This is a genomic window from Streptomyces cyanogenus (assembly GCF_017526105.1).
GTDB classification, from domain to species: Bacteria; Actinomycetota; Actinomycetes; order Streptomycetales; family Streptomycetaceae; genus Streptomyces; species Streptomyces cyanogenus.
In genome coordinates this window covers 8485602-8512588 of the sequence record NZ_CP071839.1, presented here as the reverse complement: position 1 = coordinate 8512588, position 26987 = coordinate 8485602, and the positions used below count along the sequence as shown (strand labels likewise).

Below are 26987 nucleotides of genomic sequence, written 5' to 3'. Positions count from 1 at the left end.
GTGCACGGCAGGAACGGCGTCATCGTAGGCGCCGCTTTTCTCGTGGCGCCCGGGCTGCTCTGCACCTGTGCGCATGTCGTGGCGCGTGCGCTGGGAACGGACGCACGGGATCCCGTCCCACCGCCCGGCCCGGTCCGGCTCGACTTCCCGCTGGTGGCGGATGAGGACGCGGGCGACGGCCCACGGGCCGTCCGGGCCGTCGTGGCCGGCTGGCGCCCAGTACGGCCCGACGAGACCGGGGACATGGCGCTGTTGCGCATCGAAGGGGAGCTGCCGTCCGGCACGGCGACACCGTGGCTCGTGGAGGCGGACGAACTCTGGGACGACAGCGTGCGCCTCTTGGGATTCCCCTCGGGCAGTGACCACGGGGTGTGGGTCGCGGGCCGGCTGAGGGCCGTACAGGGGGCCGGTTGGCTGCAGATGCAGAGCGAGGCCGGGCCGCAGGTGGAACCGGGGTTCAGTGGAACGCCGGTCTGGGACGTCGACCTCGGCGGAGTCGTCGGGATGGCGGTCGCCGCCGGGCGGGGAAGCACGATCGGCACGGCATACCTGCATCCCGCATCGTCGATCCTGCGCGCCTGGCCGGAGCTTGCGGAACATGCGCAGCCGTCGTCTCCCTACCGAGGCCTGCAACCGTTCGCCGAGGAGGACGAGCCTGTCTTCTGCGGCCGCGAGCAGGAAACCGTGCGGCTGGAGGAACTGCTCACCCGGCAGTCGGTCGTCGTGCTGTCCGGCCCGTCGGGCAGCGGAAAGTCCTCGCTTGTCCGGGCCGGGCTGCTGCCCCGGCTGAGACGGGCCGGGCACGTGACGGCGGAATTCCGGCCGACCCCGGGGCTCGGTCCGGAGGAGGCGCTGGCCGGGGCGGTGCAGCCGCTGCTGGACGGTGAACTCAGCTTGGCGGAGCTGACTGAGCGGCTGGCCGCCGGAAACACCGGTGAGATCGCCGCACGGCTGGCGGCCCGTCACCCCGCGGGCGTCGTACTGTTCGTCGACCAGTTCGAGGAAGTCGTCACCACCGATCCGCCCGTCGGCCGTGAACTGTTCCGGCTCGTGACCGCACTGGCCGATGGCAGCCCGCGGTCCCGGCCCGTGCGGGCGCTGCTGACAGTGCGGTCCGGCTCCCTCGACCGACTGCTGACCCACGAGAACCGGAGCGGGCTGCAGGAGGGCATCATGCTCCTCGCGCCCATGGACAGGGAGCAACTGCGGGCGGCGATCACCGGTCCGCTGACGGCTGCTCCCGGCGTCACCCACCAGGCGGGGCTGGTCGAGCGGATCCTCGACGACGCCGGCGACGGCCCCGGACGTCTGCCGCTGGTGGAGTTCACGCTGACCCGGCTATGGGACCGGCGTCGCGGCGGACGGCTCACCCATGAGGCCTACGACGCCATGGGCGGCGTCTCAGGCGCGGTCGCCGGGTATGCGGAGGAGCTGTACCACCGCCACTTGCGGGACGCGGAACGGGAGGCCGCCAGGCGTCTGCTCGTCCAGCTCGCCCGCCCGGAGGGGGACGGTGGTTTCGCCCGGCGCACCGTGCGCGTCGACTCCCTGCCCGAGGACCAGCGGCGGGTGGCGACCCTGCTGACCGATCGCAAGCTGCTGGTGTCCACCCAGGCGGTGGACGGTGCAGAGATGGTGGACGTCGCCCACGAGGCGTTGTTCCGCCACTGGGACCGGCTGCTGTCATGGCTGGCCGCGGACCGTGACTTCCGGGACTGGCAGGAGCGGCTCCGACAGAGTCTGCGCCAGTGGCAGCAGCTCGACGGCGGAAGCAGGGGGGCCCTGTTACGGGGAAGTGTGCTGGCGGAGGCCCTCCAGTGGCGCGAGCAGCGGCCGCAGGAGATGACGAGGGACGAACACGCCTTCATCCAGGCCTCGCTGGACCGTCACAGGTGGGAGGTGCGACGGTGGCGGCTGATCACCGCGGTGATCACCGTGCTCGCCGTGCTGGCCGCCACCATGGCAGGTCTGACCTATCAGCGTTCCCAGGACCTGACCCGGCAGCTGCGCGCCCAGGCGGCGCGTCTGCTCGGACAGGACGCGGTGCGCAAGGCCGCCGACAGCCCGAGTACCGCGGCCCTGCTGGCCCTGACGGCCTGGCGCACGGACTCCAGTCAGCCGGAGGCGTACGGCGCCTTGCTCTCGCTGTACTCCCAACTGCGCAACACCGAGTACGCGCGGGACCTTCCCGGCACCGACCACGTGCTGTTGTTCACGGCAACCTCGGACGGCCGGGCCGCGGCGCTGGTCGACCAGGTGGGAGCGGTCCAGGTCCTCACGGACCTCACCGGCCGGATGACCGTACACAGGCTGCCCCGGATCAGGTCGGTCACCGCCCACGAGCCATTGCTGCGGCTCAGCCCCGACGGCCGTAAGGTCGGCGTGCTCGATGACAGGGAGGGGCTGTCGGTGTGGGACGTGGCCCATCCGGACCGCCCCGTACGGCTGCCCGTGCCCGCCTCCTGGAACGCGGCCGAGAACACGGCCGACATCGACTTCTCCCCCGACGGGTCCCGGGTGCTCGCGCTGTTCTCGACCGACGAAGACAACTCCGGGGACCGGCTCGGACTGTGGAGCCTGAAGCGCCGGACGCTCGTGTCCAGCACGCCGCTGCCCGCAGGCCGGTCCTACTACACCGCGCGCTTCTCCCAGCCCTCCGGAACGGTCGTGCTCAAGACAACGGAACGCTATGAGCGGTTCGATCTACGCACCGGCACTCGGCTCGGCAAGGTCTCGGCGGTCGGTCTGGACGGCCTCGGGCTCGACGCCCAAGTGGTCGCCGGCTGCCCCGACGACTCGCTCCGAGTACGGCCCCTGACCGGACGGACACCGAGGTACGAGATCGACGGGATCCACTGCGACGGCATAACACCCCTTGATGCCAGCGGCCGTTACGCCGTCATGAGGGCCGGGGACGACGGCGTGCAGTCGATGGTGGCGGTCGACCTGCGGACGGGCCGGGTGTCTCGCGGGATGGTCCCCGAGACAGACGGTGCCAAGGAAGCCGGCTTCCTGGTGCTGCCACGCAAGGACGGGAAGTCGACCGTGCTCGGGTTCAGGGGTGGCACGATCCTGCGCTTCACACTGCCACAGCCGGACGACTACCCGGACCTGCCCACGCCAAGAGGCGGGCCCATTCCGTTGCTCACCCCCGACGGACGGTTCCGCATCCTGGCGGACGACGACCCGGGCAAGGGCACACTCGCGGTGCTCGACACCCGCACCGGCAGAAGGTACGAGGCCGGGGCGGCGGCGCGTCAGCGGCTCGCTCCGACGTATGCGGCCCTGCGCCAGAACGCCATCACCTCCGACGGCCGCCACCTGGTCGCCCGCAGCGAGGACCAGCTCGCCGTCTACTCTCTGCCGCGGCTGTCACTGCAGCATCTGCTCCGGTTGCCGGGCCCCGCGACGTCGCGTGCACAAGCCACCGGGGCCGTCGCCGCCGCCGATGACGGCAGCGTCCTGACCCTCTACGCGGGCATCCTGGCACGCTGGGACCCCTCCACCGGGCGAGCCATAGGCTCACCGCTTCCCTTGCACACGGGCGACACGTCACAGCAGTGGCTGGCGGCCAACGGCGAGTGGCTGTGGCCGCGTCCACGACACCCGGAGCAGGTACTGGTCCGTGGCCGCGACGGAGAGATGAGCCTGTGGGACCTGCGCGCACGCCGGCCGGTCGGCGCGTTCCAGGCCAACCCCGACGCCATCAGCAACTGGGAGACAGAGGTCTTCGATCCCTCGGGGAGCACCCTGGCAACGCTCAGCAACATCAAAACGCTGGACAGCGCGCGGATCGAGTTCCGCAGTGTGCCGGACTTCCGTCTGCGAGCGCCCACGGTCTCCGCGGGTAGGACCGACCACCTCGTCGGCCTGACCCGTGACGGACATCTGATCTCCACCGGCTTCGGGAACCTGCAGCTGTGGCAGGCGGGGAGAACACTGGAGATCGCCAAGCTGCCCGTCGGACTGATCTCCGCGCAATGGTTCCTGCAAGGTGACGACCTGGTAGCTGTGACCACCTCGGGCACCCTGACGCTCCCGCTCGACCCCGGCGTCTGGTACCGAGAGCTCTGCCGGGGCTTCAACCGCCCCCTGACCGCCCAGGAGCGTCGACTCCTGCCTCCGGGCGCCTCCACCCGGACATCCTGTCCCAAGTCCTGAAGCTGTGCAGGCCCGGGGCGAGGGCGGTCTGGCGGTCACCGGCCGTGGCGGGGCGCGCTTGTCGTGCAGGTGGGCGCGAACGCGCTGGTAGCTGCCCTGGTAGCCGAGCGGCGGGGGTGTTCAGCACCTGGAGCGTCGTCTACGGAGTCCCGCAGTTCGGTGTGGGGCATCCGCCTGTCCGTCGCCGCACACTCCTACCGCCACCGCACATAGCCCGGATACTTGGTACGTCAGTCGGCGAGGTGCTCGGTGAGGGCGAGGAAGACGCAGAGGTTCGGGATGTCGGACGTGACAGTGGTCCACGCCGGCCGGCGGCCGCCGGCGCGAACGGCGAGGAAACCGTTGCGGATCTGGATCCGTCGGACCTGCGCCCACCGCTGGGCGCGGCCAAAGCCCTTGGCGCCTGCGCGTCGATGACGGCCCGGTGGATCTCGGGCCACCACTCCTCCGGCCGGCCGAGGTCACCGCGGCGCAGCATGATTCGCTGGCGGTCGACATCGGCGAGCACCAGCCCGCGGGGGATGCCCCGCGGGGACAGCACCCCGCAGCGACGCTCCACCGTGGTGTCGTAGCGGATGACATGGATCCCCTTGCCGACGACAACCGTCATCCCGTGCTCGTACAGGTCCAGCCGTCCCAGCAGAGTGGGTAGTGCCCGATAGGTGACGCGTCGCCTGCCGAGACGTGCCCGGCCGGCGGCCGCGGAGATCCGGGCCAGCAGCAATGCCTCCTCGCGCCCACGATCGGCGGCTCCCCCGCTCACCTCGTGCCCGTCCGGTCGCGACCGGTGCCGGCGTCGTCCCCGCGCAGGGCAGCCCGCCGTGCCTGCAGCAGCAGTTCGCCAGGTGCCACCCCCAGGTCGTCGGCCAGGTGCCGGGCGGTGCGGTCGAAGACGGCCAGGGCCTCGGCCCGCCGGCCGTCGCGCCGCAGCGCGTGCATCAGCATGGCGGCGACCGGTTCGTTCAGCGGCTCCTCCAGGGCCAGGGCGGACAGCCCGGTGACCGCCTCGGCGTGCCGGCCGAGCCTCAGCTGGCAGTCCGCCTTCCGCTGCGCCAGGGCGACCCTGCGCCGGGTGAGCCGTAGCCGCTCCGATTCGGCGAACGGCCCGGGCAGTCCGGCCAACGGCTCACCACGGAACAGCGCCAGTGCCCGGTCGCACAGCCGCACGGCCTCGGACAGGTCGCCGGCACGTTCGGCCTCTCCGGACCGGCTGACGAGGTCCTCCATGCACAGCACGTCCACCTCGGCCACACCGTGGACCAGTCCGTATCCGTACCGGTCGCGACGGATCACCGAGTCCGGGTGCTCCCCGAGCCGCAGGACCTTGCGCAGCCGGTACACGTAGACCGGTACGACGTTCCCGTCCGGCATCTCCCTGCCCCATACGTTCTCCAGCAGCCGGCCCCGGCTGACGGAACGGCCCGGACTCAGGGCCAGCGCCGCCAGCACGGCCTGCTGCCGCACGGGACCGACGTCCACGGGCCGCTCCTCGAGCGTCGTCCGCAACGGGCCGAGCACCGACACCCGGAGGGAGGGGCCGGTTACAGGGCCCGTCCGGCGCCCGACCGAGCTGCCCGGCAGCGGCCCGCGCGGGCCCTCTCCCGGTACGACCAGACCGCAGTCGAAGGCGTGCACGACGGCGGCAGCGCGGTCACGCAGGCCCAGCTTCGCCAGGACCCGGCCGACCCGCTCGGCCGCCTCGTACTCGGGCAGGGACAGGGCGTCGGCGATCTCGGCGTCCCTCAGGCCGCATCCGAGCGCGTAGAGCACCTCGCGCTCCTCAGCGGTGAGGACCGTGATGTCCGGCTTTCCCTGGGCTGCGGTCGTCGTCGGCATGACGGCTCCCCGTTCTCGGGACCGGTCGATTCCCTCGCCCCGGTCGATCACGTCGATGCCGTCGAGGCTGGCTGCCGTGTGAGACACGTGGACAGAGCAGCCAACCGGTCATATGTGACCGGTGACCGCGCTAGAGTCCTCACCTGCGGAAACGCGGGCAACTCAAGGGGAAGGGCGGTGACTTGTGGCCAGTGGGTTCGGCACGGTGCTGCGTCGGCTGCGCGAGAAGGCGGGGCTCACCCAGGACGAGCTGGAGCGGCGATCCGGTATCAGTGTGAGCACCATCCGCGGTCTGGAGACCGGCAAGCGCAGCAACCCACGGATGACCACGGTGCAGCAGCTCGCCGATGCGCTCGCCCTGCGGAGCGAGGACCGCGAGGAGTTACTCGGCGCCGCCGTCCCGGGGCACCAGGGCGGCAGCGCGGGCGGAGCGGTCGAGGCGGGGGCGGACGGAGCGGCTTTCGAGCCGCCTGCCGCGCGACAGCCCGACTCGGCGACACAGAAGGCGCTGGCGGACGCGACCGAACAACTCGCGAAGGCGGTGGCGGCCCGCTGGCAGCGCGAGGAAGAACAACGGCGAATCCAGGATCCCTACCCGCTGCCGGTCCGCTGGAAGGCCGCCGCGGGGACACTCACCGACCACTGGGCCAACATCCGCCGCCTCCCGCCGGGAGCCGCTGCCGGTCCGCTGGACCTGAGCGGCCGTTTGGAGGGGATCGCGCAGACCTACCGGAACATACCCTCCGGGCGGCTTGTCGTCCTCGGCAGGTCCGGGTCCGGCAAGACGGTCCTGGCCCTGCGGTTCGTCCTCGACCACCTGACGTCAAGGACGCCCCGGGAGCCCGTTCCGGTGATCTTCAGCATCGGTGCCTGGGACCCCACCGCCATCACCCTGCGCGACTGGCTGACCGAGCAGCTCACGCGCGACCATCCCGGTACGGCCGTCCTGGGACCCGGCAGGGTGAGCCTGGCATCGGCCCTGGTCGACTCCGGCCGTGTGCTGCCGGTGCTGGACGGCTTCGACGAGATGTCCGACGGGCTGCGCCGCCCCGCACTCGAAGCCCTCAACGCCACGGCTCTCCCCCTCGTGCTCACCAGCCGCCCCGCCGAGTACGCCGCCGCGGTCGAGGAGACCGACGTGCTGACCTCCGCGGCGCCGATCGAACTCACCGACCTCACCCTCGACGACCTGGACCACTACCTGCCCCGCACCACCCGCAAGACCGACCGCACAGACCCCGCGGCCGGCGCCTGGGACTCCGTGCTGAAGAACCTGCGCGAGCCGTCACCGGACGGGTCGGTGGCCCCGCTCGCCACGGTCCTGTCGACTCCGCTGATGGTCGCGCTCGCCCGCACCGTCTACAGCGACACCCCGGAGCACGATCCGGCCGTGCTGCTCGACACCGAACTGTTCCCCGGCGCCCAGGAGCTGGAGGAGCACCTGCTCGACAACTTCCTCCCCACGGTCTACCGCCGACGGCACCGCCCGGGGGCGCGCGGCTGGGACCCGGTCCGCGTCCAGCGATGGCTCGGCTACCTCGCCCACCACCTGACCGAGCTGAGAACTCCCGACCTGGCCTGGTGGCGGCTCGGCCACGGCCTTCGCAACTCCACCCGCACCCTGGTCACCGCCCTCGTCACCGCGCTGGTCATCGGACTCGTCGACGGGACCATCGCCGCCGGCTTCAGCGGCTCGCTCACCGGCGGTCTCCTGGACGGGACGATCGTCGGAGTCCTGGCCGGATTCATGTTCGGGCTCGTCCACTGGCTCACGTACACGGTCACGGGCAAGGACATCAGACCGTCCGCCGTACGCCTTCGGATTCGCGGCCGGCCGGAGACGACCACGTGGACGGCCGGCCCCCGACTGGTGATCGGCACCCTGGGCGGCGCGCTCTTCGGCTTCGCCTACGGATTCATGGTCGGCCTGGTGCACGCGTACGGCTGGAAGGCCGGACTTTCGTCGGCGCTGTACCTCGGGCTCGTCGACGGGATCGTCTTCAGCCTGGTCTTCGGCGGTGCCGCTGGACTCACCTTCTGGCTCCTCGGCCTCCTCGAAACCCCCCTCGACATCGTCTCCGCCGTCTCCCCACGCAGTGTCCTGAACGCCGACCGTAGGACGGTGATCACCCAACTCGGTTTCTGGGCGCCCGTTTTCGGCGCAGCGGTCGGACTCGGCATCGGGGTGGTGGTCGACCTGCTGCAGGGGCACCTGGGCCGGCTCGTCGCGGACCCCACGGCCAGTCTCGTCCTCGGCACCATCAGTGGCCTGGGCGGTGCCCTCGGCTACACCCTGAGCATGACCGCATGGGGCCAGTGGTGCGTACTCTCCCGCATCTGGCTGCCGTTGACCGGACGGCTCCCCTGGGCCGTCGCCGCCTTCCTCGACGACGCCTACCAGCGCGGCGTCCTGCGCCAGGCCGGTGCGGTCTACCAGTTCCGCCACGCCCGTCTGCAGAGCCGCCTCGCGCAGGCACACCGCCGGAGATGAACCGCGACGGGGTCCGGCTTCACCGCGCTGTCATCACCGCCTTCCCACCCCCCGGCACCGGCCCACCGGCCACCCGCCGGCCATCCGTCCCGGACCGGTTCACCCCGGCCCGGGCCGGCACACACCGCTCCGAAGCGCGGCGCGCCATGGCCTCCGGATCGGAAGGAGGGCGCTGATGGGTCACGTCAGTTGTCGGTGATCCAGGTGCCCTTGTCGGGGTGCCAGTGGATGGTGGCCTTCTGGAAGCGCTGCGCTCTGCCGCCGCCGGCCTCGTCCACCTCGTCCGTGGTCGGATAGCCCAGCACGCTCTCATGGCCCGCCCCGTGAAAGGCGTCGTAGATCGCGTCGTGCACGACATGCGTGCCGGTGGACGGCGACCACAGGAACAGCCCCCGCTCGAAGAACTGATAACGACCCCGCGTCCCGTCCGGCGCCCGCGCGGCATCCGCCTCGTCCATCGTCGGAAAACCCCAGCGCCGCTCCGCATCCGTCGCCCAGAACCTGGTCAGGATGTCGCCGTACACCGCGTACGCCACATCCGGATGCCACAGGATCATCCCGTTCTCGAACTGCTGGAAGCGCCCGCCCAGGGAGGCATCGCGTTCACCCCGAACGGGCCGTCCCAGTACGCTGCCGGGTCCACCCATGCTGTCGTACTTGACCGCGATGCTGCCGTACGGCGCGAGGTCGTCCAGTTGGTTGTAGCGGCGGGGTGTGAACCCGCGGAGCCCGTCGGTCCACACAAGTTCCTCGGCCACGTGCCCGAAGTCGTACTCCTCACGGACCACCGGTTGGGTGTGGGCCGCGTCCGCCCAGCGGACGAACAGTGCCACGTGGTCGACGCCGCCGGAGTCCCGCAGCAGCGCGTCACCGGGTTGCAAGTCGTCGGCCGGGATGTCGAACGTGACGTTCCACAGGCTCCAGGTGGTGAGGGAACTGCTCAGATGCCAGGCCATGGACACATAGCCCGAGCAGTCCGGGCGGTAGCAGCCGAACTGGTTGTTGTGGCAGCCGGTCTGGCTGTACGGCACCTGCTCCTCGATCCACGACCATGCGCGGTCCATCACTTCACCCCGCCCGATCGGCTCGTCGGGAGCCGACGCGTTCGCGGCCGGTATGGCGCAGAAGGTGGCCGCGAGGGTCGTCAGCGTGAGAGCCGCCAGGCGACGCACCATGCGGTGAAGGATCCTCAAGGAAGCCCCCGTTTCAGTTGTCGGTGATCCAGGTGCCCTTGTCGGGGTGCCAGTGGATGGTGGCCTTCTGGAAGCGCTGCGCTCTGCCGCCGCCGGCCTCGTCCACCTCGTCCGTGGTCGGATAGCCCAGCACGCTCTCATGGCCCGCCCCGTGAAAGGCGTCGTAGATCGCGTCATGCACGACATGCGTGCCGGTGGACGGCGACCACAGGAACAGCCCCCGCTCGAAGAACTGATAACGACCCCGCGTCCCGTCCGGCGCCCGCGCGGCATCCGCCTCGTCCATCGTCGGAAAACCCCAGCGCCGCTCCGCATCCGTCGCCCAGAACCTGGTCAGGATGTCGCCGTACACCGCGTACGCCACATCCGGATGCCACAGGATCATCCCGTTCTGGAACAGTTGGAAGCGCCCGCCCAGCGAGGCTGCCTCCTCGGCCCGGACCGGTCCGCCGAGGACGCTGCCCGGGCCGCCCATGCTGTCGTATTTAGCCCCGATCGTGCCGTAGGGCTGGAACGCCTCGTCCTCCAGCCGCCGGGCGATGTCCTCGGCTTGGTCGTAGCGGTCGGGGTAAGCGGAGCGCTGAACGGCCTGGGCGAGCTGCCCTGCGGTGCTCCCCTCCATGCCGGGGTCCATCTGCAGGGCCACCTCGAAGAACTTGCCCGCCGCGTAGTCGACGTCCATGACCTGTTCGGGCGAACCCCAGCCCTGCGAGGGGCGCTGCTGAAAGACGCCGAGCGAGTCCCGGTCCCCGCACGACAGGTTGTTCATCCGGGACTCGACCCAGCCCGTCTCGAACCCGGCGAGCATGACCTTCTCGGAGACGTTCATGCGCTGGCCGACCTCGTAGACCTTGCGGATGACCGCGAGGTCACGCTCCGCAGGGACGTCGCAGTACAGCGCGGCGGGGGCGGCGTGGTTCAGGGGACCGGGGATGTTCTTCTGCGGCTTCGCGCCCTGGGCGCTCGCCGGACTGCCGCTCAGTGCGGTCAGGGCAATGAGGGCGAGCAGGACCATGCCGCCTGGTCCTGCGCGTCGTAAGCGGACTCCGCTCATGTGTTCCTCCTGTGCCGGGGGTTGTGTGCCGAAGGGGAAGTGCGCGGTGCGGTCTACGGGTTGATGCCGTCGTACTGCAGCACTCGGTAGGGCGACTGGTGGGGCTGTCCGTTCCACTGCGACACGATCAGGGTCAGGGAGTTGGGCCCGGCGCTGCCCGGGTGGATGTATCCGCCGTAGAGGTACGGGAGTTGGGGCTTGCCCCAGTGGCTGGGCGGCCAGGCGGCGTCACCGACGATCTGCGGCTTCGGTGCGCTCCACACGGCGTCGGGCCGGGGGGCGGTGCGGGTGCAGATCGAGTAGTCGGTGACGTCGAAGTAACTCATGCAGTACGTGCTGCCGATGCGCTTCACGGAGAACTCACCGATGTTGTTCCCGGAGAGGATGACCGAAGGCTGGACCGCACGGGTCCACTGCCAGCGGCCGTCGAGGTAGGCCCAGTTCTCCTGTGACCCGAAGTTGCCGGCGCGGAACTCTTCCGGTCGGATACGGAAGAGCTGGATCGCCCCGCCGTCACCGGTGTTGCGGTGGCTGCCGTTCCAGCGTTTGGAGAAGATGTACAGCCAGCCGTCGGTGTCGATGCCGGCGAACGACCACATCCCGTACATGGACTGGTTCACCCCCTGGGTGTCACCCGCCCAGTGGTAGGGGTAGTCGTGCCAGGTCACGCCGTGGTCGTCGGAGTAGGCGACGCCGGACATCCGTGAGCCGTCGTAGCCCGCTGGCGGCTGCCAGACCTCCACGGAGGTGTACTGGATGTACGTGCGCCCGCCGAACTCGATGCAGTCGTTCGGGATGCGGCTGACCTCGAAGCCGTGGCCGTTGTCGGCGTTGTGCTGGTAGTCGAACAGCTGCCGGGCGGCGCCTCCCGTGGGCATGGCCCAGGTGAAGGAGATCGGGGTCGCGCCGGAGGCATCGAACGAGGCCTGGTTCAGCATGACCGGGGAACCCAGGTACTCCCCTCCCAGTCCTGGTTCGCTGAAGGAGTCACCGAAGACGTAGCCCCAGGTGTTGTCGTGCTCCCGGTAGTAGGGGATGGCGAGATCCCCCGACCCCAGCCCCTGCGAGCTCGCCGAGTCGCCGGGCTGTTCGCACAGGGCCGTGCCGCGCTGGGCCGCGGCGGCGCGGGGCGCGGCGGCGATCGAGCTGCCCAGCACACCGGCGCCCAGGGCGACGCCCGCGCCGGCCCTGAGCAGCGATCTGCGGGTGAGCGAGAGGTGGTCGGGGTGTGCGGAGTCGGACATGGTCGGCCCTCCAGGGTCGGGGCACCGCAGTGCACGCGGTGTCGAGTCGGCTATGCGTCCGCGGGCGCCGTGCCGGCCGTTGCGTGTCTCCTCACGCTTCGGTCGGTGCCGGGGCAGCACGGGGCACTCGCTACGCCACGGCTCCGGGAAGGGCCCGGGCGGCCGCAGCGGCACGTTCATCCTGGGGAAGGGCGCTGACAAGCTGATGAAATCCCCGGTCACCGCGCGGATACGGCGCTGCGGTGAGGTGAAGGGGCCACCGTGGAGCAGGCCCCGTAGACGCAGGGAGTCGTACCGCTCCCCCGACGAGACGGCGTTCGGCACACCGTGGTGTCCAGCCCGCTCGGCTCCTGCCCAGGTCCTGGGGCAGGTCCACCCCGGGTACGGGGCGCCGACGGGGCGGCCGCTTCTGCGGGTCACTCGAGTCTGTGCGGGGCATCGGGCGCAACGGCGCCCTGGCGCGGTGGCATCATCGGGATTTCATCGGTCCTCCTTAGCGTGACCGTGTTCGGGCAAAGCCCGCCGGCACACGGAAGGACGGCTGGATGGCGCGCAAGAGAATCAGAGCGAGACTCCCGATGGCGGTCGTGGCCGCGGTCGCCATGACGAGCACGACGGCGGCCACCGGGTCGCCTGCCGCCCAACAGGGGCCGGACGCAGCGACGATCCGCTACACCGAGTACGGCATCCCGCACATCACCGCCTCGACCTGGGAGGGGCTGGGAACGGGCTACGGATACGCCGCGGCCAAGGACAACATCTGCACCCTGGCCGACACGTATCTGATGGTCAATGCCCAGAGGTCGCGCTATCTGGGGCCCGACGGCAAGGCGAGCCCCGGCCAGAACCAGAACGGCACCACCAATCTCAACAGCGACCTGTACTTCCAGCGGATCAAGGACAACCGGGTGGTGGAGCGGTTGCTCGGGCAGCCCGCACCGAACGGGCCGGAGCCGGAGGTCAAAGAGGCGATCAGCGGCTATGTGCGGGGCTACAACAGGTACTTGGCCGAGACGGGCGTGAACAACATCTCCGACCCGGCCTGCCGCGGCGCGGCCTGGGTGCGTCCGATCACGGAGCTGGACGTCTACCGGCATGCGCACGCCGAGATCATCATGGGCAGTGCCGATGCGCTGCTGGACGGCGAGGTGAACGCCGCACCCCCAGGGGCTTCGGCCACCGCGTCGCCGGCGCCCACTGCCGCACAGACCGCGAAGAAGATCCGCGACGCGATGGCGGTGAGCCGTCGGGAGAGCATGGGCAGCAACGCCTTGGCGGTCGGCTCGCAGGGCGTGTCCGGGGGCACCAGCATGATGCTGGCCAATCCGCACTTCCCGTGGCAGGGCAAGAACCGGATGTGGCAGAGCCAGCTGACCATCCCGGGAGAGGTCAACGTCTCCGGGGCCGGCCTGCTGGGGCTGCCCGCGGTGAACATCGGTCACAACGACGACGTCGCATGGAGCCACACGGTCGCCACGGTGGCGCCGTTCGGACTCTTCGACGTTCAGGTGGATCCGCTGCACCCGACCAGCTACCTGGTGGACGGCACCTGGGAACGGATGACCTCGCAGCAGGTCGGTGTCGACGTGCTGAACGCGGACGGCTCCGTCGGCAAGGTCACCAGGACGTTGTGGTCCACGCGTTACGGCCCGATCACCACGTCGGTCCAGGGCGTCCCGTTGCCCTGGGCGGTCAGCGCCCACGCGGTGCGCGACGTGAACATGGACAACCTGCGGGCCCTGAACACCTGGTTCCACCTCGATCGGGCCCAGGACGTCAACGACGTGGTCAGCACTCTGGAGACCACGCAGGGCGTCCCCTTCTTCAACACCGTCGCCTCCGACCGCAAGGGCAACGCGCTGTACGCGGACATCCAGGCCGCCCCGAACATCACCGACGAACACGCTCGGTCGTGTCTCACCGAGACCGGTCGGCTCCTGTTCAACCAGGCGTTGCGCCTGCCGAACACGCCGCCGGTCTCCATCCTGGACGGCAAGCGCAGCGAGTGCGACTGGCCCGACGATCGGAACGCGGTCGCGCCGGGGCTGCTCGACCCGCACAAGCAGCCACGCCTCATCCGGTCCGACTTCGTGGGCAACGCCAACGACAGCGCCTGGCTGGCCAATCCCGAGCAGCCACTGTCCTTCCCCAGGGTCATGGGTGACACGGCGGCGCCCCGGTCGCTGCGTACCCAGGAACTGATCCTGACCGCGCAGAACCGGATCAACGGCACCGACGGCTTGCCCGGCAGGGGCTTCACACCGGAGACCATGCGGCAGTTGCTGTTCGCCGACAACAGCAGGGCGGCCGACCTGGTCCTCAACACCACGGTGGCGATGTGCCGGAGCGTGCCGTTCGGAACTGTTCTGGTGGACGGCAACCTGGTCAACGTCAGCGAGGCATGTCCGATCCTCGCCGCTTGGAAGGACCACGACTACACGGCCGACAGCCGGGGATCCTGGCTGTTCGCGAACTACTGGTCCCTGCTGCTCGGTGGGCAGGCCGTCGACAAACTGCCGTGGCGAGTTCCCTTCGACCCGAAGGATCCGGTGCACACGCCGAACTCGCTGGACCCGGGAAGCTCCGCCGTCCGCGACGCGTTCGGCCGCGCGGTCCTCGCGCTGCGCAAGGCGGGCATTCCGCTGAACGCGCCGCTCTCGGACATCCAGAAGATCACTCGTAACGGTGAGCAGATCCCGATCCACGGCTCGATCGGCGAACTGGGCGTGCTGAACGTGATCACTCCCGGCCAGGTCGACGGCCGGCTGGACGTCGTTTTCGGATCCAGTTTCATCCAGGAGGTGCGCTTCACCGCGGACGGTCCGCCACAGGCCTCCTCGGTGCTGGCCTACTCCCAGTCGGCCAACCCGAACTCGCCGCACTACGCCGACCAGACCAAGCTGTTCTCGGCGGGCCAGTGGGTGACCGAGCGGTTCACCGAGGACCAGATCGCGGCCTCACCCGCTCTGGAGGTCAAGGTCCTGAGCTGAGATCGAGCACGAGCACGCCGGAACGTCGGTGCCGGCCTCCGGCGTGCGCATTCATCGTGACTTCACCGCTTCCCGATACAACTCGCGCCACACAGCACGAACGCTCATGAGGAGGCACGCTGTGACAAGGACACCGAACGGGTGGCGACTTATGGCGGCGGGGATGGTCACCGCCGTCGCCATGGCGGTCATGCCGGCCGATCCGGCACAGGCCGCCGACACCACCTCACCGCCCCCGATGGCGAACGGATTCGGCCTGACCCAGGTCGACACGGCCGTAGGCGGCCCCACCAACTTCTCCATCACCGTGACCACGCCCGAGGTGGCGGGCAAGCACCACATCAAAATCATTCTGCCGAGCGGCTACTACGACGACCCGGGCAGGCGCTACCCCGTGCTGTACTTCCTGCACGGTTCACCGGACGACCCGGTTCAGCAGAACTATCCGGCACTGACGAAGTCGGACTCGATGATCACCGTCATCCCGGACGGCGGGGCTCGGGGCTGGTACGCCAACTGGCTCAATCAGAAGACTCAACTCGGCGCCCAGAACTGGGAGAACTTCCACCTCAAGCAGGTGATCCCGTTCATCGACGCCAACCTGCGGACCATTCCCGCCAAGAAGGCCAGGGCCATCGCCGGTGTGTCCATGGGCGGTTTCGGCGCCTTCCACTACGCGCAGGTCCGTCCCGACCTGTTCAGCCAGACCGCATCCCTTTCAGGAGACATCGACCTGTCGGCCAAGTCCATGGACCTGCGCCTCGCCGTCGTCGCCTCCGTCACCGATGCGCTGGGCGCAATCTGCGGCTCGTCATCCGGCGCCTGTGACCCCGACAACTCCCCCTACAAACCCGGCGTGGACAGTGACGCGCTGTTCGGCTCGCCCTACCCGGTGTTCAATGCCGACTGGCGGTGGAACGAGGTCGACCCCGCAGCGCACATGGACAAACTCGCCGGAGTCGGGGTCTCCGTCTACGTGGGCAACGGAGGCGGCTCACCGATCGAACCCGAGTTCTGGCTCGAAGGCGCGGCCAAGCACGTCAAGGACAGCATGGACGCGCTGGGCATGTCCTACCACTACGTCGACTACGGCGACGGTTCCGCCTGGGGCACTCAATGCAACGGCGGCCACAACGCCGGCTGCTGGGAGCAGGACCTCCGGGACCTGATCCCCAGGCTGGAAAGGGCCTTCGCCTCCTGACCGTCGGGAACGGCAGCAGGAGGCACCGGCATGCGGGCCGCGCGGACAAGGACGCCGCCTCAGCAGGGCCGGACCGCTCCGCCATCCAGGCTGCCGCCGAACCAGGTTGTGGTCGCACCCTGATCCGACGGCACCTGCGGCGCTGCTCACACGCGACAGGACATGCTCACCTGGGCCGACGCTCATCGCGGCGTCATTCTCCCTTGAACGCGATGGGACCGTCCCCGCGCCCAGGAGCAGTAGCGAGGCCAGGGTGCTGGTGACGAATACCAGGGCGACGGTGGCGGGCGGTCACGTGACACGGCGAGGCGCGGCTCAGGGGCTGCCAGACGCGGGTGGCGTGCGCGCCCCGGGCCGGGATGCCGTCGCCCGGGGCGGATCCTGCGCTGGTTGTTGTGGTGGGTGTGGCGGTGTGATGGCGCGCGGGAAGCGAGCGGCCGCCGCCCACCCGAACCGCCGCACGCCTCGGCCGACGAGTCGGCAGCGGAACCGGAGCGGGTGCGCGAGGAGAACAGACAGCTGCAGCAGGTCCTCGCCTCGCACGCGGTCGTCGACCAGGGCGCGTCTCTGCCCGGCCCCCCTTTGTCGTCTCGGCGCAGAGGAAAGGTCTCCGGTATCGAGGACGGCGAATCACCCTCGCTTGGCCTGAACCCCAGCTCTGGGCGGCGCAGACGGGCTGGGGACTCGCTTGGCCCGTGCTCGCCGAAGAGATCATCATGTGGGCATGTCTGAGAACCCCTCTTCTGTAGCACCGACTGTGCTGCGATTTGCCCAGTACACGAAGGCGGACCAGGCGGAGATCCTTGGCAACAGCGATGATCCATTCGGTGTCGCCTGGACCGGTCTGACCTGGCTGCCGAAAGAAGATCACTTCGTCATCAGACACGACGGCCGGCTCGTGGCACATGCCGGCCTTCTGCGACTGCCTGTCGCGATCGGCGACATCGAGACAGAGGTGGTGGGCGTCGGCGGAGTGGCCGTCGCACCCGGTATGCAAGGTCGGGGGCTGGCGCGGCTCGTCGTCACAGCTGCACTCGAGCACGCCCGAACGATGGGTCCGCAGCACGCACTCCTGTTCTGCCGGCCTCCCCTCGTACCGCTCTACCAGCGCCTCGGATGGCACCCGCTGGACAAGGAAGTACTCGTCGAACAACCCGAAGGCCGACTGGCGACCATGCCGCTGCGAACCATGGTGACGCCCCTGCGCGACGACGTCCGCTGGCCCGCAGGGGCGGTGCGGCTGTTCTCGCTCCCCATGTGACGGACCCTTGGGGGAGACCCACCCAGGGCTACCCCCAGCAGCCGGGGGCCGGTGAACTGGTGATCACGGGCCGGGAGCAGCGCTACCTGCCCGGGGTCCGCGGTTGGTTGTACAAGGTCCGCCGCCGGGACACCACCGAGGCCGTCATCGGTGCGATCATCGGCCCCTGGCACGTCCCGGGAGTCTGCTGCCGGGCCGGTACGACGTGGCCGGCGCGCTGCGGCTGGTCGACCGCAGTACCCCGCTGCGCCCCGAAACGTCCCGGCGCCTTGCCGCACAGCTCACCGCGGCCGGTCCGGACACCCTCGGGGGGGCTCCGGTTCACGGCGTCGCGGGGCTCACGGACCTCGCTGGACGTCCTTCTCGTCGAACCCCGCCTGGTGGCGGAGCTCGATCTGGACACCGCCCAGGACGGGGAAGTCTGGCGGCACCCGGCACGGGTCGTCCGGCTCCGCGACGACATGCTGCCCGGCGACGTCGCCGAGTTCGGTGTTACGCGCGATGGCGTGGACGTGCATCGGGTGGCCTGGTACGAAGCCGGGGAAGCAGACGGAGTCGTCGCTGAGTCCGGGGTTGATGACCTGTGTGTTCTCGTCGCCGACCGACTGCATGCCCCGAGTGACCGCCAGTTGGCGACCGTGCGATCCCGAGGGGTAGTCTCGCGCTCGCATTGATCACGCTCCGACACTCAACAACGGGGATCCGCAGGCATGTCGACACCTCCGCCGCAGTACCAGAACCAGCCGCCGTACGGGCAGCCGCAGCAGCCCTACGGGTACCCGCAGCAGCCGCAGGCCCCCCATGGACACCCGCGGCAACCACAGCCTCCCCGTGGGCCGCAGCGACCGCAGCCGGGCGGTCTGGGACGGATGCTGAAGTCCGCCGTCATCGTCATAGCCGTGTTCGGTGCCCTCGGCTACTGGGTCTGGGACTACAACACCGACCCCAACGGCGGCAAGGCGAAGAAGGAGGCAGAGGCCGCATCGCACAACCCCTCGATCGGCGACTGCGTCAAGGTCGAGGACCCTCACGGCAGTCCGGTACCGACGGTCGTCGACTGCGACTCTCCCGAGGCTGAGTACAAGATGGGCGACCTGGTGGTCGCGGGCCAGCAATGCGGGTCCGAGTACGACTACGGCATCAAGGTCACCCGCCGGGGCCTGGGTCACACGATGTGCTTCACCAAGCTCTGAGTTTCTGATCCCGTTCGCGGCCGCCGTCCCAGGAGCGGGCGTCGGCCGTGCGGGCACCTCGGGACAACCGGCCTCACCCCGCAGGACGTATGGAGCGCCTCGCCCCGGCATCGCGCGCTGCCCGTCGTTCTCCGGACTTCGGGCCGACTTTCCTCGCCACCGCCGGCGCCACGCTGAGTTCTGTCATTGAATGTCAGGCCCACATCAGCAGGGCCGCGAGGGTGACGGCTGCTTTTGCCGACGGCCTGGCGAGCGCCTGTTCGACGTGTGGCATCGAAGCAGCGGTGCTGGGCGTGCCGGTGTTTGAACTCGGCTCGCCCGGCTAGCGCGTGCCGGCGACGAGGTGGCCTTCGCCTGCCTGACCCAGTACCAGCTGAGGCACTCGCACCTGTCGGAGGACGGCACAATCACGCGATCCTCCAGCACAAGGACCCGCGCACTGTCCACCGCCGCTACGCCAGGCCGTCCAGCGCAGCCGTCGCCCGGCATATGGCAGCGTTCGACAAGAATGTTCCTCCAGCTGCCGCACGGCCTGATCATTTTGACGTCGGCGGCGGTGGTGATGGCCTTGAGCGGGGTACCGCGGGCCTCGCAGAGCGAGGTGGTGCTTACTGTCTGTCTTCGCCCGGTCGACCAGCGACGGGCCGGTGGCCTCCTGCCCCCGCGCGGTTCGGCGGCATAGTGCACGTGGTCAGGCCGTGACGCGTTCGATCTCGATGGCGAGGCCCCCCAAGGCCTCCTTCTCCTGGAGACATCGGCCGGAGGCGAATCCTTTTCGGATCTCCCCGCCTCTTGTCTGTGTACCGGCCGAACGGAGCCGGCAGAACTGGGAGGAACCACCGATGATGGTCACTGGCCTCGTGGTGATCGGAGCCCTGCTCGTGGGTGCGTGCAGCTGGCACCTGATGCGGCGCTCCAAGAGCCGAAGCTGACCAGCACCTGCCCGTAGGGCGCCTTCCGGGTAGGAGTCTCAGATGAACCAACGCTTCACTTGGCCGGACGAGCGGCTGATCAAGGCCGCTCAGGACGGCGACGTCACCTCGCTCACCGCCGTCGTCATGGAATCGCAGCCTCATGTGCGCAGGTTCGCCATGTCGCTGTGCTCCTCACCGCAGGACGCGGAGGACGCGGCGCAGGAGGCGCTCATCATCCTCTACCGGAAGATCGGGACTCTGCGGGCCACTGGCGCGCTTGCCTCATGGATGTTCCGGATCGTGCGCAACGAATGCCTCCGGCAGGTACGGCTGCTCGTCTCGCGGAGCGACGAGGCGACAGCCGAACCGGAGGCGACTGCGGAACCATCCGCCGAGGACGCGGTGCTGCGCAGACTGGAGGCGGAGCGGGTCGCGGCTGCGGTCAGCGCCCTTCCCCGTGACCAGCGGCAGGTTCTGATCATGCGGGACGTACAGGGCCTGCCCGGCAAGACCGTTGCCCATTCGCTCGGTCTGAGCAACGCCGCGATGAAGTCGCGGCTGCACAGAGCACGCGGAGCACTGCGTCACTCTCTGGCGGTGACAGACCAACCACTCGGCCAAGCCGCCGATCAGGCGCGCGGTCAAGCCATCGACCAACGACTCGGAGGAGTCTCACGACCGTGAACACCGTGAACGTCGCAAGCACAGTGAAGCCCGCTCAGGGCGAGAAGGCCCAGGCCGCCGCGCCCGGGATGAACTTCGCCAGCAAGTCCGTTCCGCGCCATCTAGCGCGCGGTGCCATCGGCTTCGGGTTGATCATCGGCTCGCTCGCCCTGGTGCCCGTCGCCGGCCCGGCCACCCTGCTGGCGGCCCCGTTGGCCCTGATCGCCTTCCGCGGCTGCCCTACCTGCTGGATGGTCGGCCTGGCACAGACCATCTCCCTCGGCCGTCTGGAGCGCCAGTGTGTGGACGGCGTTTGCACCCTCACCAAGGCGCACACGGCGGCGAAGGCCACGGACGAGCCGACAGCCCATACCAACGTCCCGGCTGCTTCCCGGTGACCACGACCAGGATCCCATAGTTCCGCGCCGCCCGGACGTCCTGCCCCCCCCATCCGCGACGACGCCGCGCAGGGCGCCCCTCAACTGGTCGCTGTCGAGGCCCGACAGGTCGAGGGCGACCTCGGCGCGCGTGATCAACACGGCCAGCCTGCCTTCCTTCTTTCTGTCTCTGCTTTCCGGCACATGATCCGTGCCCCGTGACGGCATTGTCCGGAGTCCGTGACACAGGACGTTCTGGTAGTGCGGTGCGAGCCGAGGCGCTGTTACGGTCCGACCGGTGTGCGGCCGACACGGCCGCCTTTGAACAGGGGGGACGTCCCGACATGAACGCTCATCGCCTCAGACCCGCCACCATCGCGCTCTCCGCCGCCGCGCTGGCCGCCGTTCTCACCGGTTGCCAGGGGAACGATTCCGCCGCTGGAGCCGAGGGCTCGCCGAGGGCCGCCGCCACGGCGAGCCAGACGCCCGGCACGTCCGGCGACGGCAAGGGCGGGACCACGACGGGCACCGGAGGGTCGAAAGGTGCGGCTCCCACGGCGACCGCGTCACCGGTTGCGGCGGGTGCCGGAACGCCGGCAGCGAAGCCTTCCTCCAGGATCCCCGGCTCGGCCAAGACCACTGCGCCGGCCACCGACTGTGCCGACAAGGCGCCGGACCCGGACCATGTCGACCCCGACGAGATCGCCGTCTACCGCGTTGAAGAACTCCCCGCCAGCACCGGGAAGGTCAACCTCGTCATTCAGCACGGGGCGTGGGGATGCACCGGCAGTGACTCCGACGGAACGCCGTTCGTCGTCACCGGCGAGGACAGCCGCTGGGCCCTCGACCAGGCCGCGTACGTCACCGCCACCAACCCCATCGTTGCCAGCAGCAAGAACCAGCGCATCGGCGTGCAGGAGTTGATCGACTGGATCAAGGCGCACCCCGACTCCGGACTGGTGTTCAAGTACGCGACCGGCGACGACGGCGCCATCCACAGCCTGGAACAGGTCTACACGCCGTAGCCACTGCACCGGCCGCCCCCTCCCCCGGGTTGCCGGTGGCAACTGATCACTTGTCGGTTGGCGGACCGTCAGGCCAGCCCCAGCGTGGACTAGCAATGCGCCCGGCGCGATCCTGCCTACCCCGGAGTGGTGTGCGAGCGTCCACGTACTCGTGCGTCAAGCGGCAGTTGCTGGAGATGATCCGGACGCTGGACCCCGACGCGTCGATGCCGGCGGAGCGCTCGCTCGCCGTCGTCTCATGCACCTCGCGCACCGCGGAGGGTGAGCCGGTGGATCGGGTCCGCTCCGTCCATCGCGGCGCCCGGTGCAAGTTCGTGGCGGCCCTGACGCGGGTGGCCGGCTGAGGAACGCGCCGCCCGAGGTCATGTGTTCACTCGGACGGGGCGGAACCCGTTCCCTCCGCTCCGAGGATGCGGCGGCGGGTCTTCGCCAGCGCGACCGGATCGGCGCGGCCCACGTGCCAGGGGCGGTGCAGATGGTCGGCGTCCTGCCGGGGGACCAGGTGGACGTGCAGATGGAAGACGTCCTGCCACCCTGCCGGCCGGTTCGCCTGGAACAGCGTCATGCCGTCCGCCTCCAGGACGCGCTGGAGCACCCCGGCCATGTGGTGGACCGTACGCATCACCGCCGTCGCGTCGTCCTCGGAGATGGCCCAGATGTCCGCCGCGTGGCGCTTGGGGATGACCAGGGTGTGGCCCTCCATGACCGCGGTGTTGTCCAGGAAGGCGACGGTCCGCTCGTCCTCGAAGAGGATCTCCGAGTGGAGCCGGCCCGCCACGATGTCGCAGAACACGCAGTCGGGCGGGATCGGAGTCTCGGACCGCACGTCAGCCGGCATCCTTCCGGGCGGCGTCGACGAGATCTCTCCAGCGGCGTACGGCGGCCGGGTCTACCGGGCTGTCCCAGCCCTGGTATCGGACCGCTGTGCCAACGTGGAAGGCATGGACGCCCCTGTCGTGCAGGAGAGGGACGTGCTTCTCCTGGAGCCCTCCGCCGGCCATGACGGCCATGGTGTAGCCCGGCTCCCCCTGGCGGGCCGCTTCCTCCAGCAGGGTGTGCAGTCCGGCCGCGACACCCGTGACGCTGCCCGCGGACAGGACGGTGTCCAGGCCGGGCAGCCCGTCGATGGCGCGCCGGAGCGCCTTCCGGTCGGCCACGTGGTCCACGGCGCGGTGGAAGGTCCACCGGCAGCCGGGGATCATGTCCAGCACGGCGCAGACGGCGGGCAGGTCCAGCGCGCCGTCCGGTGTGAGGAACCCGAGGACGAACTCCTCGGCGCCAGCCGCCCGCAGCGCCCCGGCGGTGGCGCGGAGCTCGTCGATGCCGGCGGCCTGGAAGCCGCCCTTGTCGCGCAGCATGACGCGCACCGGAACGGTGACCGCCTCCCTGGTACGGACGAGTTCGGCCGGTGAGGGGGCGATGCCGTCGGCTTCCATGTCGGCCGCCAGCTCCAGCCGGTCGGCGCCACCCTCGACCGCCGCGCGTGCCTCTTCGGCGGAGGTGACGACCACCTCAAGAATCGTCTCGCTCATGGTTCATACCTCCGACCGCGTCGCCGCGACCACGGAGGGGGTCGGGGGTGGCCAGGTCATGCCGGTGAGATCGGGGACGATGAGGTCGGCCGCGGCCAGCGCCGCCGGCGGCTGGGTGGAGGTGATCGCCACGCAGTCGGCGCCGGCCCGCTTGGCCGCCGCCACCCCGGCCGGAGCGTCCTCGAACACCACGACGGCGGAGGGCTCCACGCCCAGTGCCGCACAGCACGCAAGACACCCCTGCGGATCCGGCTTGCCGCGCGTCACGTCGTCGGATGTGACCAGGACGTCGAACAGGTCCAGCGCGCCGATCGCGCCGAGTTCGTGCCGGGCGTAGTCCCGGGTGCCCGAGGTGACCAGTCCCAGCGGCACCCCCGACTCGCGCAGCCTGCCCAGCAGTTCCAGCGCACCGGGCACCGCCTTGACGGGAGGCATGTCGGGCAGGGACGTGTAACCGAGGGCCTCCGCGAAGAGTTCGTCCACGGTGTGGCCGGGGAACAGGTCGAGGTGGTCGAGCAGCGCCTCGCGTCCGGGACGTCCGGCGAAGCCCTTGATCGTGGCCTCGTCGTGGGGGACCCGGTGGTTGCGGAAGAGCCGTGACCACGCTTCGAAGCTGCGGGGCTCCGTGTCGATGAGGGTGCCGTCGAGATCGAACAGCGCGGCGTTGTACATGTCGTGTTCCTTTGGACGGCGGGAGCCGGGACTCACCGCAGCTGGGAGGAGAGGGCGGCCAGTTCGTGTGCGGTCCGGGAGAGCGGAAAGCATGCCGCGTTCCGCAGTCCGGAGCGACGGAGTTCGTTCAGCGCGCCGGGATCGTCGCGCAGCCGGGTGAGTTCGGCCAGGGCCCGCTGCGGATCGGCGAGGAGGTCGAGGGGCAGGGCCGAGTCGCCGAGCGCGTCCCGCAGGCCGGGCACCGGTTGGTAGGCCACCGGCAGTCCGCACGCCTGGGCCTCCACGGCCACCAGGCCGAAGGCTTCGAGCTTCGCGGAGGGCACCACCAGCAGATCGTGCTCGGCGAAGACCGCCCACAGCTCCTTGCGAGTCAGCCAGCCCAGATGACGCACGGCCGACAGGTCTCGCTCGGCAGCCAGCCGGCGGAACTCGGCCACGGGCGAGGCCATGCTGAGCCGCAGCCCCGGTACGCCGGTGAGGGCGGCGATCAGTTCGGCGGCTCCCTTCTCCGCGGTGAGGCGGCCGGCGTAGAGCACGCGCAGTTCCCCGTCGTCCCGGCGTTCGCGGAGGGGCGGCTCGGCCAGCAGCACGTCGGGGACTCCCCAGGGGATGTGGACGATACGACTGCTCTCGACCGGTGCGAGGCGCCGCAGCTGGTCGGCCATCCCGACGGTCGGCACCACCAGGGATTCGGCGGCCGCCACCGCCTGGCGCAGCACCTCGCCCTGCGTCGGGTACTCCGCGGCGAAGAGCAGGTCCGTGCCGTGCACCAGCCCTATGGCGGGTTGCTTCGGATAGCCCCGCAGCAACGCCGGGGTGGCCCCGAAGGCGAGGTGCTGGAGGTGGACGACGTCCTGCTCGTGGTCGGGGAAGTGCGCGGTGACCGCGTCCGCCAGCCGGTCGACGTACTCCCAGAAGCCCTCGCCGCTCAGCTGTTTGCCCGGTACGTCCAGCAGGGTGGGGAGCGTGGTGCCGGCCTCGGCAAGGGGTGGCGGACCGTCCGGGGCGAGCATGAACGCGCCGGCCGCCAACGGCCCGGACGGCTCCAGATACAGGTCCTTGAGCAGCTCGACGCTGCCGCCCGGGCTACCCCATGGCAGGTCGAGTCCGGTCAGCACCCGGACCGCGCTCACCGCAGCTCCTCGTACAGGCGTGATATGTCGATGCCGCTGGTTTGCGTGTACTTGCGGCCCAGATTCTGGTAGCTGGACCTCTCTCCCGCGGCGACCAGGAAGACGATCTTCCCGAAGGGCATGAGGGGGTAGACCCGGACGGGACGGGCCACCCGGATCTCCAGGGTCCAGCGGATGGCGTGGCCCACGTGCCCGAGCGGAGCGGACACATGAACCCAGATCCCCAGCGCGCCGAGGCTGCGGTCACCGTTGATCATCTGGGCGTAACGCTCGGAGTGGGTGCGCTCGTGCGTGACGCCGAGGTACAGCTGTCCCGGCCGCAGCACCATGCCTTCGGGAGGGATGACGTGCTCGGTGACGTGGGTGGCGGCCGCGGCGTCCAGCTCGTCGCCCTCGCAGACCCGGATGCGGTCCCCCAGGTGCCAGTCGTAGGCGTTCGGCGAGATCCGGTCGGCGTCGAAGGGCTCGATGACGATGTCACCGCGCTCGACGGCGGTGGCGATGGCTTCACGGGTAAGGATCATGTGGTGGGCACCGCCACGTCCTTCCAGTAGCGGGACTCCTGCGGGCCCGCTGAGGCCTGGTACTTGCCCTGGTAGAGATCGACCTCACCGATCGACACGAAGAACATGATCTGGCCGATCTTCATCCCGGGATAAACCCGCAGCGGTCGGACCGGGGACAGCATCAGCGTCCACTGGCCGTGGAAGCCGATGTCGCCGATGGGCGCCGTGATCTCCACGAAGAGCCCGAGGCGCCCGACCGAGGACCGCCCGAAGAGCAGCGGCACGTAGAGGTCGGAGCCGACCTGCTCCACCGTGTGCCCGAGGTAGAGCTGGTCGGGCTGGAGGACATAGCCGTCGCCGCCGATCGTGATCTCGCGGGTGGCGTTGGGGTGGTACGGGTCGATGACGTCCTCGGTGTACGTCAGCAGCCTGTCCCCCAGGCAGACGTTGTAGCTGTTGGGGTTCACCTGGGCCGGGCTGAACGGTGTGATGACGATGCGTCCGTCGTGCGCCGCCTCGGTGATCTCGGGTCCGGTGAGGATCACGCGGTCCTCCCCGTGGCGCCGGTTGCCGCGGCCCCCTCGAAGTCGAAGTCCACCCGGTCCTCGACGCCGACTTCCCGCAGCATGCGCAGGATTCCGGAGAAGTCGGTGACGAGCAGCTCCGCGTGTGCTCCACCGCGGGAGTCCCCGATGATGTCCCGGGCCTTCGGGACGCCGACGAACTCCAGGACCTTCAGCCACCAGTCGTAGTCCTCGGCGCAGAAGGCCGTGATGCCGGCGGGCAGGGACGCCACGAAGAAGTCCTGTTGCGGCCTGCTCAGGTTGACGAAGACGTCCTTCATCACCTCGACCATGACCGGTCCGTGGGCCGCCTCGTCGCGGGCGTGCAGCCGGGCGATGGTCGCGTGCAGCGGTTGCACCGTGGTGTCACGGGCCATCAGATCCAGGAAGGCGTTGACGCTGACTTCGCCGACCGTGGTCCACAGCAGGTACAGGAGGTCCGCTTCCCAGCGCTCACCGGCCGCGTCCTGCGCCTCGTACAGCAGGCGGTTGGTCACCGGGTGGCCGCAGTCGGGTTCGGCGGTGATCCCTCTGGCCTCCCGGGTGCGCTGCATGCCCAGCATGTGCATGTAGGTGTGCCACACCTCGTCGATGTGGGACTGCCGCACGATCTCCTTGACCTCGAAGCGGTCCACACCGGGGTAGACGGCGTGGCCGAGCTTCTCGAAGGTGGGGTTGACGACGAACTCCTCGGCGGCCACGACCCGTTCGTTGTAGGCGATCCAGCCGAGGGTGTTCACCGCGCGCCGCTTGTCCTCCGGCGCCCCCTGGAAGTCGGGGTGCTCCCCGAAGGGCATCAGCGCGACCGGGTAGTCGAGCAGTTCGGTGTCGTACTCCTCCGGTCCGGTGACCTTCTCCATGTCGGTGCGGACCGTGGCCCGTCTGGGCCAGGCCGCCGCGAGCCGTCTCAGCGTCCCGGGACCGACGTGACCGGTGGATTCCTCGATGGTTCCCACGTCTTGCGTTCCTCCGTGTACG

The 26987-nt window shown here is 69.9% G+C and carries 24 protein-coding genes; 11 read left to right on the top strand and 13 right to left on the bottom strand.

Annotation, left to right across the window (positions count from 1 at the left end):
* Nucleotides 1-4161 carry an nSTAND1 domain-containing NTPase gene (locus tag S1361_RS37575; protein WP_208036274.1) on the top strand — a complete coding sequence of 1387 codons (4161 nt, stop codon included), beginning with the start codon at nucleotides 1-3 and terminating at the stop codon, nucleotides 4159-4161.
* Between the two features lie 230 nt (nucleotides 4162-4391).
* On the opposite strand, the gene S1361_RS39675 is transcribed toward S1361_RS37575, so the two are convergent.
* The gene (locus S1361_RS39675; RefSeq protein ID WP_243769453.1) at nucleotides 4392-4601 is read right to left on the bottom strand and encodes a hypothetical protein; all 210 of its coding nucleotides are present in this window, start codon (nucleotides 4599-4601) and stop codon (nucleotides 4392-4394) included.
* Between the two features lie 319 nt (nucleotides 4602-4920).
* Nucleotides 4921-5997: an AfsR/SARP family transcriptional regulator gene (locus tag S1361_RS37565; RefSeq protein ID WP_208036958.1), complete on the bottom strand. Its 1077-nt coding sequence runs from the start codon at nucleotides 5995-5997 to the stop codon at nucleotides 4921-4923.
* Nucleotides 5998-6181: 184 nt separating this feature from the next.
* On the opposite strand from S1361_RS37565, the gene S1361_RS37560 reads away from it, so the two are divergent.
* Nucleotides 6182-8488 (top strand): helix-turn-helix domain-containing protein, encoded by a 2307-nt coding sequence (locus tag S1361_RS37560; protein ID WP_208036273.1) that lies wholly within the window; start codon nucleotides 6182-6184, stop codon nucleotides 8486-8488.
* 185 nt (nucleotides 8489-8673) lie between these two features.
* Here S1361_RS37560 and S1361_RS37555 read toward each other — a convergent pair whose 3' ends face one another.
* The 3 genes from S1361_RS37555 to S1361_RS37545 are packed head-to-tail and all read right to left on the bottom strand — an operon-like array spanning nucleotide 8674 to nucleotide 11979.
* A complete protein-coding gene (locus S1361_RS37555; protein WP_243769452.1) occupies nucleotides 8674-9663 on the bottom strand; it encodes an LGFP repeat-containing protein in 990 nt (329 codons plus the stop codon).
* Between the two features lie 31 nt (nucleotides 9664-9694).
* The gene (locus S1361_RS37550) at nucleotides 9695-10735 is read right to left on the bottom strand and encodes an LGFP repeat-containing protein (protein WP_208036271.1); all 1041 of its coding nucleotides are present in this window, start codon (nucleotides 10733-10735) and stop codon (nucleotides 9695-9697) included.
* Nucleotides 10736-10788: 53 nt separating this feature from the next.
* A complete protein-coding gene (locus S1361_RS37545) occupies nucleotides 10789-11979 on the bottom strand; it encodes a DUF4185 domain-containing protein (protein WP_208036270.1) in 1191 nt (396 codons plus the stop codon).
* 545 nt (nucleotides 11980-12524) lie between these two features.
* Between S1361_RS37545 and S1361_RS37540 the strand changes: the two genes are divergently transcribed.
* The 3 genes from S1361_RS37540 (at nucleotide 12525) to S1361_RS37530 (ending at nucleotide 17431) form a co-directional block, all read left to right on the top strand.
* A complete protein-coding gene (locus tag S1361_RS37540) occupies nucleotides 12525-14969 on the top strand; it encodes a penicillin acylase family protein (RefSeq protein ID WP_208036269.1) in 2445 nt (814 codons plus the stop codon).
* Between the two features lie 163 nt (nucleotides 14970-15132).
* Entirely contained in the window at nucleotides 15133-16170 is a 1038-nt protein-coding gene (locus S1361_RS37535; RefSeq protein WP_425088127.1) for an alpha/beta hydrolase, read from the top strand.
* Between the two features lie 724 nt (nucleotides 16171-16894).
* Nucleotides 16895-17431 (top strand): GNAT family N-acetyltransferase, encoded by a 537-nt coding sequence (locus tag S1361_RS37530; RefSeq protein ID WP_208036267.1) that lies wholly within the window; start codon nucleotides 16895-16897, stop codon nucleotides 17429-17431.
* Nucleotides 17432-17769: 338 nt separating this feature from the next.
* Here the strand turns inward: S1361_RS37530 and S1361_RS37525 are convergent, their stop codons facing one another.
* Complete coding sequence (locus S1361_RS37525; RefSeq protein ID WP_208036266.1) at nucleotides 17770-18042, bottom strand: hypothetical protein; 273 nt, start codon at nucleotides 18040-18042, stop codon at nucleotides 17770-17772.
* Nucleotides 18043-18141: 99 nt separating this feature from the next.
* On the opposite strand from S1361_RS37525, the gene S1361_RS37520 reads away from it, so the two are divergent.
* The 6 genes from S1361_RS37520 (at nucleotide 18142) to S1361_RS37495 (ending at nucleotide 21947) form a co-directional block, all read left to right on the top strand.
* Complete coding sequence (locus tag S1361_RS37520) at nucleotides 18142-18624, top strand: LppU/SCO3897 family protein (RefSeq protein WP_208036265.1); 483 nt, start codon at nucleotides 18142-18144, stop codon at nucleotides 18622-18624.
* Nucleotides 18625-18713: 89 nt separating this feature from the next.
* Nucleotides 18714-18950, top strand: a complete 237-nt coding sequence (locus S1361_RS37515; RefSeq protein WP_208036983.1) for a hypothetical protein — start codon at nucleotides 18714-18716, stop codon at nucleotides 18948-18950.
* 648 nt (nucleotides 18951-19598) lie between these two features.
* Entirely contained in the window at nucleotides 19599-20222 is a 624-nt protein-coding gene (locus S1361_RS37510) for an RNA polymerase sigma factor (RefSeq protein ID WP_208036264.1), read from the top strand.
* Nucleotides 20219-20599, top strand: a complete 381-nt coding sequence (locus S1361_RS37505) for a hypothetical protein (protein WP_208036263.1) — start codon at nucleotides 20219-20221, stop codon at nucleotides 20597-20599. Before S1361_RS37510 ends, S1361_RS37505 begins: the two co-directional genes overlap by 4 nt.
* 323 nt (nucleotides 20600-20922) lie before the next feature.
* The gene (locus S1361_RS37500; RefSeq protein ID WP_208036262.1) at nucleotides 20923-21603 is read left to right on the top strand and encodes a hypothetical protein; all 681 of its coding nucleotides are present in this window, start codon (nucleotides 20923-20925) and stop codon (nucleotides 21601-21603) included.
* A gap of 131 nt (nucleotides 21604-21734) precedes the next feature.
* Nucleotides 21735-21947 (top strand): hypothetical protein, encoded by a 213-nt coding sequence (locus S1361_RS37495; protein WP_208036261.1) that lies wholly within the window; start codon nucleotides 21735-21737, stop codon nucleotides 21945-21947.
* A 26-nt stretch (nucleotides 21948-21973) separates the two neighbouring features.
* Here S1361_RS37495 and S1361_RS37490 read toward each other — a convergent pair whose 3' ends face one another.
* The 7 genes from S1361_RS37490 to S1361_RS37460 are packed head-to-tail and all read right to left on the bottom strand — an operon-like array spanning nucleotide 21974 to nucleotide 26965.
* Complete coding sequence (locus tag S1361_RS37490) at nucleotides 21974-22429, bottom strand: HIT family protein (protein ID WP_243769451.1); 456 nt, start codon at nucleotides 22427-22429, stop codon at nucleotides 21974-21976.
* A gap of 1 nt (nucleotide 22430) precedes the next feature.
* Entirely contained in the window at nucleotides 22431-23135 is a 705-nt protein-coding gene (locus S1361_RS37485) for a copper homeostasis protein CutC (RefSeq protein WP_208036260.1), read from the bottom strand.
* A 3-nt stretch (nucleotides 23136-23138) separates the two neighbouring features.
* Nucleotides 23139-23807 (bottom strand): HAD family hydrolase, encoded by a 669-nt coding sequence (locus S1361_RS37480; protein WP_208036259.1) that lies wholly within the window; start codon nucleotides 23805-23807, stop codon nucleotides 23139-23141.
* 32 nt (nucleotides 23808-23839) lie between these two features.
* Nucleotides 23840-24940: a glycosyltransferase family 4 protein gene (locus S1361_RS37475; protein ID WP_208036258.1), complete on the bottom strand. Its 1101-nt coding sequence runs from the start codon at nucleotides 24938-24940 to the stop codon at nucleotides 23840-23842.
* On the bottom strand, nucleotides 24937-25464 hold the full coding sequence (locus S1361_RS37470) for a dCTP deaminase (protein WP_208036257.1): 528 nt from the start codon (nucleotides 25462-25464) through the stop codon (nucleotides 24937-24939). Before S1361_RS37470 ends, S1361_RS37475 begins: the two co-directional genes overlap by 4 nt.
* A complete protein-coding gene (dcd, locus tag S1361_RS37465) occupies nucleotides 25461-25991 on the bottom strand; it encodes a dCTP deaminase (RefSeq protein ID WP_208036256.1) in 531 nt (176 codons plus the stop codon). The genes S1361_RS37470 and dcd overlap by 4 nt, the downstream gene beginning before the upstream one ends.
* A complete protein-coding gene (locus tag S1361_RS37460; protein WP_208036255.1) occupies nucleotides 25988-26965 on the bottom strand; it encodes a diiron oxygenase in 978 nt (325 codons plus the stop codon). Before S1361_RS37460 ends, dcd begins: the two co-directional genes overlap by 4 nt.
* Nucleotides 26966-26987: the final 22 nt, after the last annotated feature.

Bases quoted from the DNA above. Each gene is read 5' to 3' on its own strand.
- S1361_RS37470 (WP_208036257.1), bottom strand. From the start codon at position 25,464: ATGATCCTTACCCGTGAAGCCATCGCCACCGCCGTCGAGCGCGGTGAC.
- S1361_RS37550 (WP_208036271.1), bottom strand. From the start codon at position 10,735: ATGAGCGGAGTCCGCTTACGACGCGCAGGACCAGGCGGCATGGTCCTG.
- S1361_RS37525 (WP_208036266.1), bottom strand. From the start codon at position 18,042: ATGCAGTCGGTCGGCGACGAGAACACACAGGTCATCAACCCCGGACTC.
- S1361_RS37485 (WP_208036260.1), bottom strand. From the start codon at position 23,135: ATGAGCGAGACGATTCTTGAGGTGGTCGTCACCTCCGCCGAAGAGGCA.
- S1361_RS37515 (WP_208036983.1), top strand. From the start codon at position 18,714: ATGGAGCGCCTCGCCCCGGCATCGCGCGCTGCCCGTCGTTCTCCGGAC.
- S1361_RS37480 (WP_208036259.1), bottom strand. From the start codon at position 23,807: ATGTACAACGCCGCGCTGTTCGATCTCGACGGCACCCTCATCGACACG.
- S1361_RS37520 (WP_208036265.1), top strand. From the start codon at position 18,142: ATGTCGACACCTCCGCCGCAGTACCAGAACCAGCCGCCGTACGGGCAG.
- S1361_RS37535 (WP_425088127.1), top strand. From the start codon at position 15,133: ATGGTCACCGCCGTCGCCATGGCGGTCATGCCGGCCGATCCGGCACAG.
- S1361_RS37510 (WP_208036264.1), top strand. From the start codon at position 19,599: ATGAACCAACGCTTCACTTGGCCGGACGAGCGGCTGATCAAGGCCGCT.
- S1361_RS37555 (WP_243769452.1), bottom strand. From the start codon at position 9,663: ATGGTGCGTCGCCTGGCGGCTCTCACGCTGACGACCCTCGCGGCCACC.
- S1361_RS37540 (WP_208036269.1), top strand. From the start codon at position 12,525: ATGGCGCGCAAGAGAATCAGAGCGAGACTCCCGATGGCGGTCGTGGCC.
- S1361_RS37545 (WP_208036270.1), bottom strand. From the start codon at position 11,979: ATGTCCGACTCCGCACACCCCGACCACCTCTCGCTCACCCGCAGATCG.
- S1361_RS37565 (WP_208036958.1), bottom strand. From the start codon at position 5,997: ATGCCGACGACGACCGCAGCCCAGGGAAAGCCGGACATCACGGTCCTC.
- S1361_RS37500 (WP_208036262.1), top strand. From the start codon at position 20,923: ATGAACGCTCATCGCCTCAGACCCGCCACCATCGCGCTCTCCGCCGCC.
- S1361_RS37530 (WP_208036267.1), top strand. From the start codon at position 16,895: ATGTCTGAGAACCCCTCTTCTGTAGCACCGACTGTGCTGCGATTTGCC.